The following is a 14,698-nucleotide window of genomic DNA, read 5'->3' as shown; positions in this document are numbered from 1 at the left end:
CGGAATCCTTACTTGGCCGGCTTCAATTCCCACAGCATCTTGGTCGCGGCGCCCGCCCAAGGCAGATTCGGCGGAGCATAGGGATTGGCGTCCGTGGCCCAATTGGTCCAGGTCTTGTTGTTGACCTGGTAGAACTGCTCCGGGAGATAGCACAGCGGCAGGGCCGGCTGCTCTTGCATGAAAATGACGTTCAGGTTCCGGTAGGCCTGGGTGAGCGCGGCCTTGTCGGTCAAGGTGGGGATTACCGACAGCAGGCTGTCGACGGCCTTGATGTAGCCCTTGCCCTTGGGGTTGTTGAAACGCCCCTGGTTCTCGTTCATCTTTTCGCCGGGAGGCGCCCAGGTGCGCGACGACATCAAGGCTGCCAGACGGGACCAGGGCTGCGACGGCGTAACGCTGGCGGCGGGCTTGATCATTTCCAGATCGAAATCGCCCACCGGCTGGCTCTGCCAGTATAGCCCCGCGTCCACGAAGCCTTCGCGCACGTCGATACCGGCCGCGCGCATGCCTTTGACCGCCAAGGTTACGATGGCTTCCCAATCCGACCACCCGGCCGGGCTCTTCACGAACAAGGTGGGCACTTGCTTGCCCTTGGCGTCGAGCATCTTATCCAAGCTGCCGTCGGGTTTAAAAACGGACTTGTAGCCGGCTTCAGCCAAAATCTTCTTGGCGGTTTCCGCGTTGAAGGCCGCGCCGTATTTCTGGGCGTCTTCGTCATTGTAGTAGCCGCCTTCGATGCCGAAGGGCATGATGGCGCCGGGCTTCAGGTTCGGGCTGTAACCGGAGACGGCCAGATCCTTGATGCTCTTGTAGTCGATGGCGAAGGCCATGGCGCGCCGGAAGGCCTTGTCCGAAAGCGGATAGCGCGTGGAGTTGATGAGCAGGGTGGGAATAGCGCCGGGCACGAAGTAGGGTTCCTTATCGTACCAGGTCAGCACGCCGGCGTTCTTCTTCATCCAGATGCGCGGGATATAGGTCTGGGTGGCGTCCAGTTCGTTCTGGGCCAGGGCGATGGCGAAGGCGTCATTGCTCTTATAGATGGGATGGATGATGAACTGGGGGGCCGGAGCCTTTCCGCCATGCAAAGCGGCATTTCCCCAATAATCCTCGCGGCGCTTGAGGATGATCTTCTCGTTGGAATAGGCTTCCAGGTTATACGGCCCCGACACGACGGGATTGGAATCGCATTTCAGTTTCTGGACCTCGGCGAGATCCTTGAGTTGGGCCAGCTTGGGTTCGAATACGTGGGCGGGCAGGATGCGGATGGCTTGCAGGAAATCGAGAACGACCAGGGGATTGTTACGGCCCTTTTTGTTGACCATGAAGGTCAGGCGTTCGGACTTGTCGGGGTTCGCGCTCACCTTGATATCGGAAACGAAATCGATGGCATAAGCCGTGGCTGCGCCCTTGTAGCGTTTGCCCAATTCATAGACGAACTTCACGTCGGCGGAGGTGACGGGCTGTCCATCGCTCCATTTGGCGGCGGGATTCAACGTCACGACCACGCTGTCGGCCGATTGCGATTCGAGCGTGCCCAACAAAGGCTCGAATTTTCCGCTCAAGGTATTGTAGGCGAGCAAGGTTTCGAACATGATGTTGAACTTATCGTTCACGGGCCAGGCGGGCCAATCCGTCAAGGGGTTGAAGGAGTTGGGATCGCCCCATTGGGAGCCGCCCATGTAAAGGGTCTTGCTGCGGGGGAAACCGCCCGCCTTGGTTTCTTCCTGGCCGGCCGGCTTGCTTTCTTTGTTGCAACCCGCGATAAGGAGTAGCCCCACGATCGCCAGGGGGATGCCGAGTCTTTTCATGCCCATCATCGATTCCTCTCTCTTCGGGAAGTCTTACTTGCCCAGGGAAACAAAGCTTGATTTTCGCCGTTGACAAACGGCCAAATATAGTAATCGGGGGATTTAAAAAATGAATAGAGAGCGGAGGCCCAAAATGGCAGCCGCGATTTTCCGTTAAGCGGTAGTGAACCTTTTCCATGAATCGGACTACGACCCGATTCGCATTGGCTCCCGGGCCTTTCCCTAAATCCGCTAGCGAAGGTTGGATCCGCTTAAGGTCATCAATCGCGGAACGCCGCCGCTACCTGAGAGCGAATTCGATCGGATAATTTCGCTGTAGTACCGCGCGCTCTCCTTCGGGATCCGCTTCTGGGTCTCGTAGTCCACGTACACGATCCCGAAGCGCTTGAAATAACCCTCCGACCATTCGAAGTTGTCCAACAGGCTCCATTGGAAAAAGCCGGCCAGCCCCAGGCCCTCGCGCGCGGCCCGCTGGGACTCCAGGACGTGGTAGCGGATCCACTGGACGCGATCGAGATCGATCACGCGGCCTTCCGGCGTCACCATGTCTTGGCAGGCGCAGCCGTTCTCGGTCACGTAGGATTTCTTTATCCCATAGCATTCGTTATGGAAACGCGTGCACCAATAGATGGACTGCGGGACCGGCTTGAGCCAATCCAGATCCAGCTTCGGAAAGCCGGAGGGGAAAGGCAGGACGTTGAAGCCCTTGGGATCGTCGGAGGGTTCGGTGAACGCGCCGAAATAAACGTTGTGGCCGAGGAAATCGGTCGGCGAGGAGATTAGCTCGAGATCGCCCGGAAGAACATCCGGCCGATCGGCGCCTTGCTCTTCCAGCCACCAGTCGGCATAGGCGCCTTTGAAGATGGGTTCGTTGATCTGCGCGTTCGCGCGCACGAAGGCCTTCCGGACCGCCTCGATGTACTCGGGGGTCTCGATGAACGGTATCCTCACGACAGGGTTGTTGACCAGGCCCACTTCCGCGCCCTTTTGGGCGAATTGCCGCACGGCCCGCACCCCGATTCCATGGGTCAAGAAGGCGTTATGGTAGGCGTTATTCAGCTCCTTGCGCGAGACATGCAATCCAGGCGCGTGCTTTCCCTCGTCATAGGATTTCCCGATGAAGCAAGGCATCTCGTTGTGGGTCATCCAATTCTTCACGCGATCGCCCAGGCGCCGGACGACGGCTTCGGCATAGAGAGTGAAGCCGGGCAAGACGGCCTCGCGTTTAGGCCAGCCGCCTTTGTCTTGCAAGGCCTGAGGTAGATCCCAATGGAACAACGTCGCGAAGGGGGTGATCTCCGCTTCCAACAGCCCGTCCACCAGGCGATCATAGAAGTCGAGTCCCGCCTTGTTGATCGGCCCGTCCCCCGTGGGGATGACCCGCGGCCAGGCGGTGGAAAACCGGTAGGCCTGGATCCCCATGTCCTTCATCAGGCGGATATCGTCTTTCCAACGGTGATAATGATCGCAAGCCGTATCGCCGTTATGCCCACCGGCCACCTTGCCGGGCGTGCCGCAGAAGCGATCCCAAATGCTCTCGCCCCGGCCATCTTCCCGGGACGCACCCTCCACCTGGAAGGAAGCCGTCGCCGCTCCCCAGATGAAGCCGTCCGGAAAACCCTTATCCGACCTGCCCAACATATGCGCGTACCTTTCCCAGGTCCGAATGGACCGCCCGGTTCGAAAGAACCGCCAGTTCGAAAGGACCGAAATATAGGCTACATTTCGGGAAAACTTTCCGGCCGATCCTGTTTTTCGAACCGGATTCGGCCGATTTCCACAAAATGCAGCGTGGCCGAAGTCGTACTTAAGAACATCAGCAAGGTCTATGAAGGCGGGGTAACCGCCGTGAAGGACTTGTCCTTCGACGTCCGGGACAAGGAATTCCTGGTCCTGGTCGGCCCGTCGGGATGCGGCAAATCCACCTTGTTGCGCATGGTCGCCGGCCTGGAAGAGATCTCCTCGGGCGAACTCTTCATCGATGGGAAGCGCTGCAATGATGTGGCCCCCAAGGACCGGGACATCGCCATGGTGTTCCAGAACTACGCGCTCTATCCCCACATGACCGTGGAGCAGAACCTGGCTTTCGGCCTGAAGCTGCGCAGGCTCCCGTCAGCGGAAATCAAGGCCCGCGTGGCCGAGGCGGCCGAGATGCTGGGCATAACGCCGTACCTTTCCCGTAAGCCCAAGGCCCTATCAGGCGGGCAACGCCAACGCGTGGCCCTGGGCCGCGCCATCGTCCGTAAGCCGAAGGTGTTCCTCTTCGACGAACCGCTTTCCAACCTCGATGCCAAGATGCGGGTGCAGATGCGGGTGGAGATTTCGCGCCTCTCGGCGCGACTGCAGACCACCATGATCTACGTGACCCACGATCAGACCGAGGCCATGACCATGGGCCATCGCATCGTCTGCATGAAGGATGGGGTGATCCAGCAATACGGCCCGCCCATGGATCTGTATCGATCGCCGGTGAACAAGTTCGTGGCCGGCTTCATCGGCATGCCGCCCATGAATTTCCTGCCTTGCGCGTGGGATGGAGATTCATTGACCGTTCCCGGCGCCGGCGCGACCGGCGTGACCCTTGGCGATTTCAAGGTGAAGCCTCCGGTCAGGTCGGTTCTGGGCGTGCGGCCCGAGCATTTGCGCCTGGTGGCCGGCGGCTCGGACAAAGGGCTGCCGGCCGAAGTGGAAGTGGTCGAGCCCCTGGGGGCGGAAACCTTGGTGTACTGCCGGTCCGGCGAGCATCGCGCGGTGGCGCGGATCGATCCGGAAACGCGCATCGGCCGCGGGGATAGGGTGACCCTGATCCCCGAATCGGCGCATTTGCATTTCTTCGACCCCTGACGGACTTATTCCGAATCGATATCGCAGAGAGGGAACCCTGATGACATACCGGACCACCATGGCGGCGGCGGCGCTGGCGGCACTGCTCGCAGGCTGCAATAAGGAAGCGAAGCAGGCGGAGAAGGTAGAGAAGGCGCCCAAGGGCGGCGGCGATCTGCTGGTTTGGGTGATGCCCAACTCGCCCAAACCTGAAGCGGATATCATTACGTTGCTGGAGCCTTTCAAGGCGGCCCATCCGGACGTGAACGTGAAGATTTCGGTGTTGGATTGGGGCAGCGCCTGGACCAAGCTGACCACGGCCGCCATTTCGGGCGACGGCCCCGACGTGGTGCAATTGGGCGCCACCTGGACCCCTTTCATAACCGATTTAGGCGCGCTGCTCCCTCTCGACGACATGGATGCCGAGCTCCACGTTAAGGACACATTCCTGCCCAGCACCTGGGCCCAGGTGAAACCCCGGGCATCGGCCCACGTCACCTCCCTACCCTGGTTCCTCGACGTGCGTCCCATGTTCTACCGTACCGATGTCTTCGCGAAGGCCAAGGTGGATCCCAAGACCGTGGATACCTGGGACGGCTACCTGGCCGGCTTGGAAAAGATCAAAGCCTTAGGGCTCAAGAACGATGGGCAACCCATCGAACCCATCGGTTTCCCGGGCAAGAACGACTGGAACGTGGTGCATAATTTCGCCCCTTGGATCTGGAGCGCCGGCGGCGATTTCCTCAACCCGATGGGCGACAAGTGCACCTTGAACAGCCCGGAATCGATGAAGGGTATTCTCTTCTATCTGGACATGGTGCATAAGGGCCTGAATCCCAAGGGCAACATGGAGAAGAACACCGCCCAGGTCTCGGCGGACTTCGACGCCGGCCGCATCGCCAGCATGTTCGAATCCACCATCAAGAACACCTTCCTGGAAAGGCCCCCGGAGCAGGGCGGCTCGGCCGGCAGCCACGTGGCCGGCAATTACGGGGTACTGCTTCCCCCCGCCGGCCCGGCCAAGCGTTCCCTGTTCATGGGCGGTTCCTACCTCGCCGTGTTCAAGTCCAGCAAGCGCCCCGATCTGGCCAAGATGCTGATCCGCTACATGACCGCCGATAGCGCCGCCCAAGTGAACTATTCCGAAATGTCCGGCTTCCTACCCGCCTTGAAGGCCGCCTTCAACAGCCCCTACTTCACCGCCGACGCCAAGCGCGCCGTGTTCAAGGACATGGTGCAATACGGCCGGTGCTATGCGGCCGTGCCCTACTGGGGCGAAATCGAGACCTCCATCCTGATGAAGCGCATGGGCAACCTCTTCGACATCGCCGCCGAAGTGAACGGCCCCTACTCCGAGGCCGCCGTGCGGGCCGAAGTCGACGCCGCCGTGAAGGATATCGACAACCAGATCGAAACCCAGTTCAAGACTCATCCCGAACAGCGGGCAGTGCTCGAGAAATCCATGGCGGCGGCGGCCCAGTGAAGAAATTGGCCCAGGCCTTCAGGCGGAACAAGGTCCCGTACCTTTTCCTCCTCCCTACCGCGTTGGGCATGCTGCTTCTGCAGGCGTTGCCCATCCTGCAGGGCTTATACCTGGGCTTCCTGCGCAGCCGCAAGGAAATGCTGCTGGCCTACCTCTCCGCCCCCTGGGCGGGCCTGGAGAATTTCCGGCAGATCCTGTTCAACCCCGCCAGCCCCATCCGTTCCGGCCTGTGGGACGCGGTTCGCAATACCGTTCTATACGCCATCCTGGTCACCATCGGGACCTTGGGGACCGGCATGGCCATGGCCCTGTTGGTGAATCGCGAATTCCGCTTCCGCTCCGCGGCCCGTACCTTGATGCTATTCCCCTGGATCGTACCAACTTATGTGGTCGGATTGCTGTGGGGCTTCCTGTGGCAACGGGACGTAGGGCTGGTCAACATCATCCTCACGGATTGGCTGCATATCTTCTCGACCAAGCCGACCTGGCTGATCGGCCCCAACACCCTGTGGGCGATCGTCATTCCTACGATCTGGCGGCAATGGCCCTTTTCCATGCTCATGCTGCTCGCGGGACTGCAAAGCATCCCCAAAGACGTATACGAAGCGGCCGAAATCGACGGCGCGAACAAGTGGCATTCCTTCTGGAAGATCACCTGGCCTTTGCTCAAGCCCGTCTGGGCCATCCTCATCCTGCACGGCATGATCTTCAACGTGTACTCCTTCAATATCGTGATCATGATGTTCGGCAACGGCGCGGGATACCCCGGCAAGTACGGCGATCTGCTCATGACCGATCTGTTCCGCAATTCCTTCCAGATGTGGGACTTCGGGACCGGCGCGGCGATGTCCTCCCTGCTGATGCTGGCCATGATGACCCTCGTCTTCATCTGGTACCGGATCTTCCGCGATCAGCTTACGGGCAAATGAGCAGATGAGCGTTCCGGGATGAGCAATACCAGCCGCTTTACCAGCCGCAGATGGTCCGGCCGGTTCCTGACCGTCTTCACCTGGATCCTGGTCGCCTTGCATCTGATCCCCATCGCATGGATGGTCTATTGCGGCGTTAAGGACAACGGGGAAATCCTGTCCGGCAAGGTTATGCCCGGGCGGAGGCAGAACGAAGTCATCTTCCTCGCCCGCATGGCGGACGGCTACCTGGCGGGGACTGCCGATGGCGGCCTCACCCGCTTCGACGGGAACCTGAAACAGGTTTCCCATCTGGAGTTGGGGACCTTCGCCACCAGCTTCTGGCTGGATGCGGCCCAAGCCGGGAAGCCCGCCATCCTCTGGGCGCTTTCCAGCAATCGCGGCCTGCAAGAAGTGGATGCGGAAAAGCTTTCCCTGGTGAAAACCTACGGGATCGAGCGCATGGCGGCGGCGTACGGTCCGGCCTGGAATACCCTGTGGGTGAATGAAGTTTCGGGATCGGGCCTTTATCATATGGGTCCCGTCTTATATCTGGCCTATCAGGTCCAAGGTTACCCCGGCGTCACCTCATTCGATCCGGCGACGGGCGAATTCAAACCCGCGGCCGGCTTCCCCGGAAAAGAGGCCGGTCTGTTGCGCGGTTTCACGCGTCCGGACAGCGTCGATGGACAGCTGGCGGTATTGACCAACCAAGGCATTTTCCTGCACTCCCCCGACGGGAGCCGCCCGGACGTTTCCCTGCGCGCCGGCCGCTTGCCCGCGGTGCCGAACCGCATTCTCCCCCTGGATAGCCGCAGACTGCTGTTGAGCGCCGATTCCCGCGCCTTCATTTACGATCTCTCGGCCGACTCCGTGCTTACGTGGCTGGACCGCAAGGAAGGAGCGGGTATCATCACCGCCTTCGGCCGCAGCCCTGGCCGCATCTGGCTGGGCGATTCCCATGGCGCGACTTCACTTCCGGATGCTTACCCGGCGGCGCAGGAGGGTAAGGCAAGCCAGGCGAGCCAGCCGGGCCCGGCCAACCCGGACCCGGGGACCCAGTCGGATCAGGCCATTGAATTCCTTCCCCGCTTTCCCCAGGTGGATGGCCGATCGGAGGACATCACCGCCCATCGCATAACCGCCATCCTGCCTTTGCCGGAAGGCGGCGCCCTATTGGGCGGGCCCAATGGCTCCTTGTCCTTGCTGGACGCCGCAGGCAAACCCGTGGCGGAAGCGGCGGCCCCGCTCCCGTCCCTGTACATCCATTGGCGCAATTACGTGGACCTCTGGCGCAACATCGATTTCGGGCTCTACCTGAAAAACAGTTTCATCGTTTGCATCGGCGTGATGCTGGTGGCCATGGTATTGGCTTCGATGGGCGGCTACGCCCTGGCGCGCTTCAATTTCCCGGGCAAGAACCTGTTCGGCTATTCGGTGCTGGCGACGCAGATGGTGCCCGGTATCATGCTGCTCTTACCCCTCTACCTGATGTTCATCAATTTCAGCCGCGCCACCGGTCTGATCATAAAGGGCACTTACGGCGGCTTGATCCTCACCTACGCCGCCTATTTCGTTCCCTTCTCCATCTGGATCCTGCGGGGATTTTTCGCGTCCCTTCCCAAGGAGTTGGAAGAAGCCGCCCTCGTGGACGGTTGCGGGCCCCTGCAGGCGTTTTTCCGAATCATCATCCCGTCCGCATTGCCGGGAATCATCGCGACGGGCGTGTATGTTTTCCTCTCCGCGTGGGATGAACTTATGTTCGCCTGGGTGCTTACCGACGAAAAGACCTATACCATACCGGTTGGTATCCGCCTTTTCGTGGGTAATTTCCAAAATCGGTACGATCTCATGATGGCGGCGGCGACGGTCTCCACCATCCCGGTCATGCTGCTTTTTTTCCTGATGCAACGGCATATCGTTTCGGGACTAACCGCGGGCGCCGTAAAAGAATAGTGCCCGGGGGACAACCTGATTAATACATTTCGCCACTAACTCCGAACCGCGCTGGGGACTGGACGAAGCCCTTGTCACGCGCGGGAGCCTTGGGACAAACGATGAGAAAGACCGGATACGGCATCCTGCATCTGCCCATGTTTTGCGCCGCATGGCTGGCTTGCGCGCTTACCTCGCCTGCCGACGCCGCAGCGGACGCGGCCGGGCCCGCTGCTCCCTCCCCTGCCCCGACGGTTGCCGCTGGATCCGTCTCCGGAGCCGCGGCCTCCACGGCCGATACAGCCAACCTCCCGCCGATGGATGAGCTGGAATCCAAGGTGCGCTCTACCTTGCTTTTCGGCGGTTCGAGCCCGGTTTCCTTTTCCGGGGAAGGCCGCCTGCGGATCTCCGAGCACGACTTCTACAATTACCCCGCCTACCTTTCCGACGATCAAACCTGGACCCAGGCCAACTGGGAAGGCAATGAATCCATGCTGCGCCTGGCCATGGTGGTACATGCCAACCGCAATGCGGTGCTCTGGTCCAAAATCGGCTTCCAGAATACCTTGCCGGGCATTTATACCAACGGCAATGTCCCGGTCAACCCCAATATCCCGACCGGTTTCACCCCCGTACAGAACCGCCACGATAAATCCGATAATCCCGCCATCATCCACGAAGACATGGCGGCGGGCTTGGCCATCCGGACCATCCCGGCTTCCTTCTGGGTGCGCATGGGGAACGTCCTTTGGACCGAATCCTCCCCTCTCACCATCTGGAAATCGCAGCCGCGCACCTTTGCCTGGGATTATCTGCCCTACGAAATCGAACAACCCATCTCACGCTACTACGAATACAACATCGCCAAGGGCGAAAAGGCCGGGCGCGCCGCCTGGAACAAGAAGGCATTCAACGGGATAGACCTGCGCAGCATCGATTTGCCCTTGGGGTTCGAGACCCAGGTGATGTGGGCCGCCTTCGAGCGTTACGACAACTTCGAACGCGAGTTCATCGATTTCTCGAACGATCTCGGCCTGGCCGACCTGAGCAACGACGTGAAGCAGGTCGGCATCGGGGATTCCTACCGGCACATGTACAATGCCCGCATCTCCAATACCAAGATTATCCATGACATGACCTTGGGACTGAATGTCGTCGGGTTCGTCTACAAGCCGGATATTACCGAGAACCCGGCCTGGCGGAAGAATTTCCTGGTTAGCGACACCATCTACACATACGCCCCTACCGGACAGCGCTATACCGTGACCCACGGATCCGGATTCTATAAGGATCCCTTCGTCAGTTCCGTGGATCTGCGCGGATCATTGAACGATAACCTGTCTCTGCATGTGGATGCCGCGGTGAGCTATCTCGATACGGTGAAATCCCGGTTCACCCTGGATTCGACCCGCAATGCCTCGGGAAATACCATCCTCCTCACGCACGAAAAGCGCTGGGAAAAGCATGCCAACCCGGTCCCCGCGCTCTATGCCAAAATCCTTTCGAAGTATGGCGTACCCGTGCAAGCGGATCTGGCCTACATACCCAAAGGATTCTACTCGCCTTTCTCTTTCGCCGCTCCCGTGGACGGCTTCTATCCCGTGGGCTCGAACCTGGTGGGCGCCGGAAAATTCATCGCCCGCGGCGAAGCTTCCCCCTACACGCAGAACATGGCCGGCATGTTCCTTTCGGTTTCGCCCCAGGTCGGGTACGGCCACTTGCGCTTCCTTTACGGCCAGCACTTCCAGGTCGAAAAAGCGCAGGACGTGCTTTACTTCCCCTACCGCCTGAACGGACAGGACTTCAACAGCGTTTTCATGAGCTCCTATAACCGCTGGGGAAATGACCCGGTGGACTTCTCCATCACCGACGGACATTACAACAAGCGCCTGGGGGACGAGAGTTTCCATAGCCAGAGCGCATACAACAACCCGGTAGGCTATGCCGGTGGCGCTTTGCGTAGCGATTACCTCTCCATCTTCGAAAGCTTCGTGCCCTACGAGAACGCCGCCCAAGCCGATTCCAACCTTACCCAGTCGATTCCGCAATCGGTCTCCGCCCGTTCCCAATTCGTCCCTGTCCACCAGAAGTATTCCTTCAACCTGGATTTGGACGGGGCCGTGGACATCGGCCCGATGATCGGATATTCCCATGAGATTTTCCTCAGCGGTTACATGGCCCTGAACGGCGTCTCGTCGACCCTGAAGCCGGTCGCGTTCACGCCCAAGGATATGATGCTCTGGGGACTCTACATGCGGGCGGAACCGGCCATCGCGATAACCGACAAGCTTTTCTTCCTCGGGCTGGCTGGCTACGAAAGCTGGCGTTCGGACATGGCCTATATGGCCCTTAAGGACGAAACGGGCGCTAGCGTAGTGGCCAACGTCCCGATCGCCTACACGGATTGGGCCTATGGCGCCGGTTTCGATTGGGATTTCGCCGCGCGCGTCGGCCTCCATGGCCGGGCCAAGTGGATGAAACACGAGGACAAATTCTTCTCCGCGAATGATTGGGCCACGCCCTTCTACTCGGCGGAAATCAAAATGTGGTTCTGATAGGAGCATCCATGCCCATCCTGCCGAAGCAAATAACCGTAAGGGTCCCGGGGACCCTCATCCTGGCCCTGACGGCCTTTCTGGCCGCGCGTGCCGGCGCCGCCGAACCGGTGTCGCCGGATTCGGGCACGGCCAAGGTCCTCGAGAATATCCTCTCGAAGGAAGGGATATCCGTGGGCGGGGCTTTCCGTTCCCAATACCTGCATTCCTCCATCGAAGGGCCGGGTTCCATCCCCTCCCTGCGCTCCGAAGAAGGCGTGGAATACACCTCGGTGGATTTCGATATCCGGGCCCGGCCGAACTCCGCCACCGAGGGCCACCTTATCATGCGCATGCACCAGGATTGGCGGAACTTCTTCTCCGATATCGGCAATCCCATCAACACCCGCTGGCTCAGCATCGACGGGAACGTGAAAGGCATGTTCACCTATTCCGCGGGCGATTTCCTGCGTAAGTACAGCCCGCTGACTTTGTGGGCCCCGTCTCCCGAGGTCGAATACGAGCCCGCCTTGTTCGCCGGCGATCGCCGGGAAGCCATGGACGAGGTGTTCCTGCAGGACAACAAACGCCTGATGCAAGGCGTGGACCTTGCCTTCGACGCCTCGGTGGATAACAGCGATCGCGCCTTGCTCAAGGAGTTCCACTACGATGTACTCGGTTCACGTCTGCGCAACGTGGAGACCAACATCGGCAATGGCGACAAGCCGACCGACTTCATCGAACGGGCCTTGTCGGAAAAATACCTGGCAGCCAGCAACTTGGATTTGGCCTCGCCATTGGGCATCTCCTTGGGCGCCAGCTATCTGTTGATCTTCGACAAGAAGGGCAGCTTCGCGGCGCCGACCGCGGATACCGCCGCCCAACATACCTCGATCGCCAGCGGCCGGGCCGGCTACGATCTCGCTTCCCTGCTCGGCACCAAGGATTGGGACGTATCCCTCTCGGCCGAATTCGCCAAATCAACGGATGACACGGATTTCTACGCGACTAAGACCGCAACAGGGGTCACCCATAACCAGATAGTCGGGAATGCGCTCCTGGCGCGCCTGCAAGGGAACTGGTCGGCGGGTAAGGCCTTCGCGCTCAAAGCCGGAGTGAATTACGTATCGAATGATGCGGGCTACCGCAACGAGCTGGCCCAGAGCCCGACTTTCGTGGGTGAACGTGTCCTGAATATCGATAACGACACGACGAGAGTGCGCATCAACGATCCCCGCGCCCGCAATTATTCCACCTTCGATGCCCTTTACGATCACGTTTACAAGTTCGTACCGGGCGTCGCGACGAACCTGTGGGCCAGGGCGCCCTTCCAGAAGAATTCCTGGAACAGCTCAATCATGACCCAGGGCGAAATGGCGGCCTTCGCGGCCTCGCGCATCGACACCGCCGTCCAGTTGGTCATGCCTTTCGGCCAAGCCACGCCCAACCGCAAGGGGATCCAATCCGATCTCACCGCGGATGCCATGAACGGGAATATCGAGGTGCAAGGCTCCTACGCCGCATTGGAGAACGCGACCGGGGTCATGGTGGATACGGTTCGCTCGCTGCCCGTCACCAAATTCACCCAGGCCGGAGGCGGACTCAAGGTCGAAGCCGGCGGCCTCATGGGCCTGTCCTTGCCCCTAACGCTGGCCGGAAGCTTCATGCGTTCCACCGCCGACAATGACGGCATAGCCGGGGACACGCTGCACGCCTTGACCAAGGTCACCAGCGACTTCATCAATGCCGGGGCCCAATGGAACTTCTGGAAGCGGTTCACCGTGCTCGGCGGCTGGCAGCAAATCACCACCACCGTCGACCGCGCGGCCACCGAAGCGAAGCAAGTACAGACGCATACCGCCGGCGGGATCGACTACAAGGTCGCGGCCGGCGCGCACCTGCTCTTCACGGTCGGGCAAATCAAGGTCGACGAGCCCACGCCCGCCGCGGGCGGCGATCACGATTTCTCGCAATTGTTGACCGACGTGTTCATGACCGTCCATTTCTGAGCCGGGAGAAGCAAAGCCGTGGCCCAACCTTGTCCGTCCTCCCGCATCCTTCCGGATAGCGCGCCCCTCGCGACGGTTCGAACCCGCGCGTCCAAGTCGATGGCGATACTTGCCCTCGCGTTAGCGGCGTTGGCCGTCGGGGGCTGCTCCTTGAGCTTCAAGCCCCTCAAAGCCGCGGGGGCCGCCGATGAGTCCACCGTAAAAGCCGGCGATCCCCGGATCGTAGCCCGCTTCTTCGATGACGATTTCGTCTCGGGCGGCTACCAATACACCTACCCCGACGCTTCGAAGATCTTCATCCCCGAGGAATCCGGGCATGAAAGCGAAGTCGCCCTCCAATTCGATCTGGTCGCCGACGATTATTCCGGCGGCTCGGTCTGCTTGTACAACCTCCTGTACGATTTCACTCCCTACTATTCCAAAGGCGCCTTGCAGTTCTGGGTCAAGGGAAATCAAGGCGGCGAAATCGCCTGGGTTGCCCTGGTCGACGATGAGAACCGCGACGGCAAGAAAACCGTGGTGCGTCTCCCCCTCAACGATTTCGGCGGCATCACCAACCAATGGCGGCTGGTCAGCATTCCCCTCGCCAAGTTCGGCCGCAAGGGCGTGTTCTGGGATCCCAAGAAGCGCGTCGAAATCCCCAATGCCTTCGACTGGAACCAGGTGGCGGAGTTCCGCCTCGAGATCAAGAAGAGCGATAACAAGGCCTTCCGCGTCTGGGTGGACGATATCTTCGTGCTGCGAGACGTGTTCGCTCCGGCGGTGGAAACGCATCAGGAAGATTGGGACGACAAGAAGGAAACCGTGCCGATGCCGCCCGTCGCCGAAGCCAAGCATGGCAAGGTGTTGCACACCTTCTTCGGGGACGATATCGCCGCGGGCGGGTTCCCTTACGTTTACGGCGGCAGAACCCGCGCCAAGGTACAGCCGACCGACCAACCCGGGAAAAACGTTTTGGCCGCTTATATGGATCCGGAAGAGTATTCCGGCGTGACCCTGGCCCTGGGTGCGGGGAAAAACATCGATATACGGAAGCCGCGCGAAGCCCACGGGGCCCTGGCTTTCTGGGGCAAAGGCGGTCCGGGCGTTAAAAGCATCTACCTTGGCCTCCTCGACGTCCGTCCCGATGGGCAGAAGACGCAGACGAAGGCGATCCTCAGCGACTTCGGGCCGGTGGATACGGCCTGGCATTACTACC

9 protein-coding genes are annotated in these 14,698 nt (G+C 60.2%); 7 read left to right on the top strand and 2 right to left on the bottom strand.

The window, feature by feature from the left end:
* Positions 1 to 8: 8 nt before the first annotated feature.
* Both JF616_21990 and JF616_21985 read right to left on the bottom strand, forming a co-directional pair.
* A complete protein-coding gene (locus tag JF616_21990; protein MBW8890432.1) occupies positions 9 to 1,808 on the bottom strand; it encodes an ABC transporter substrate-binding protein in 1,800 nt (599 codons plus the stop codon).
* Positions 1,809 to 2,039: 231 nt separating this feature from the next.
* Entirely contained in the window at positions 2,040 to 3,449 is a 1,410-nt protein-coding gene (locus tag JF616_21985) for a beta-glucosidase (protein ID MBW8890431.1), read from the bottom strand.
* Between the two features lie 150 nt (positions 3,450 to 3,599).
* Between JF616_21985 and ugpC the strand changes: the two genes are divergently transcribed.
* The 7 genes from ugpC to JF616_21950 form a co-directional block, all read left to right on the top strand.
* Positions 3,600 to 4,652 (top strand): sn-glycerol-3-phosphate ABC transporter ATP-binding protein UgpC, encoded by a 1,053-nt coding sequence (gene ugpC, locus JF616_21980; protein ID MBW8890430.1) that lies wholly within the window; start codon positions 3,600 to 3,602, stop codon positions 4,650 to 4,652.
* A 40-nt stretch (positions 4,653 to 4,692) separates the two neighbouring features.
* A complete protein-coding gene (locus tag JF616_21975) occupies positions 4,693 to 6,114 on the top strand; it encodes an extracellular solute-binding protein (protein ID MBW8890429.1) in 1,422 nt (473 codons plus the stop codon).
* A 5-nt stretch (positions 6,115 to 6,119) separates the two neighbouring features.
* On the top strand, positions 6,120 to 7,043 hold the full coding sequence (locus JF616_21970; protein MBW8890428.1) for a sugar ABC transporter permease: 924 nt from the start codon (positions 6,120 to 6,122) through the stop codon (positions 7,041 to 7,043).
* Between the two features lie 513 nt (positions 7,044 to 7,556).
* On the top strand, positions 7,557 to 8,978 hold the full coding sequence (locus JF616_21965) for a carbohydrate ABC transporter permease (GenBank protein MBW8890427.1): 1,422 nt from the start codon (positions 7,557 to 7,559) through the stop codon (positions 8,976 to 8,978).
* 101 nt (positions 8,979 to 9,079) lie between these two features.
* Positions 9,080 to 11,512, top strand: coding sequence for a hypothetical protein (locus JF616_21960; GenBank protein ID MBW8890426.1), 2,433 nt, complete (start codon positions 9,080 to 9,082; stop codon positions 11,510 to 11,512).
* An 11-nt stretch (positions 11,513 to 11,523) separates the two neighbouring features.
* Entirely contained in the window at positions 11,524 to 13,500 is a 1,977-nt protein-coding gene (locus JF616_21955; protein MBW8890425.1) for a hypothetical protein, read from the top strand.
* 18 nt (positions 13,501 to 13,518) lie between these two features.
* Positions 13,519 to 14,698 (top strand): hypothetical protein (locus JF616_21950; protein MBW8890424.1); only part of this gene is annotated, 1,180 nt, incomplete at its 3' end.

Source organism: Fibrobacterota bacterium (genome assembly GCA_019509785.1).
GTDB lineage: Bacteria > Fibrobacterota > Fibrobacteria > UBA11236 > UBA11236 > Chersky-265.
This window is presented reverse-complemented; position numbering and strand designations above follow the sequence as displayed.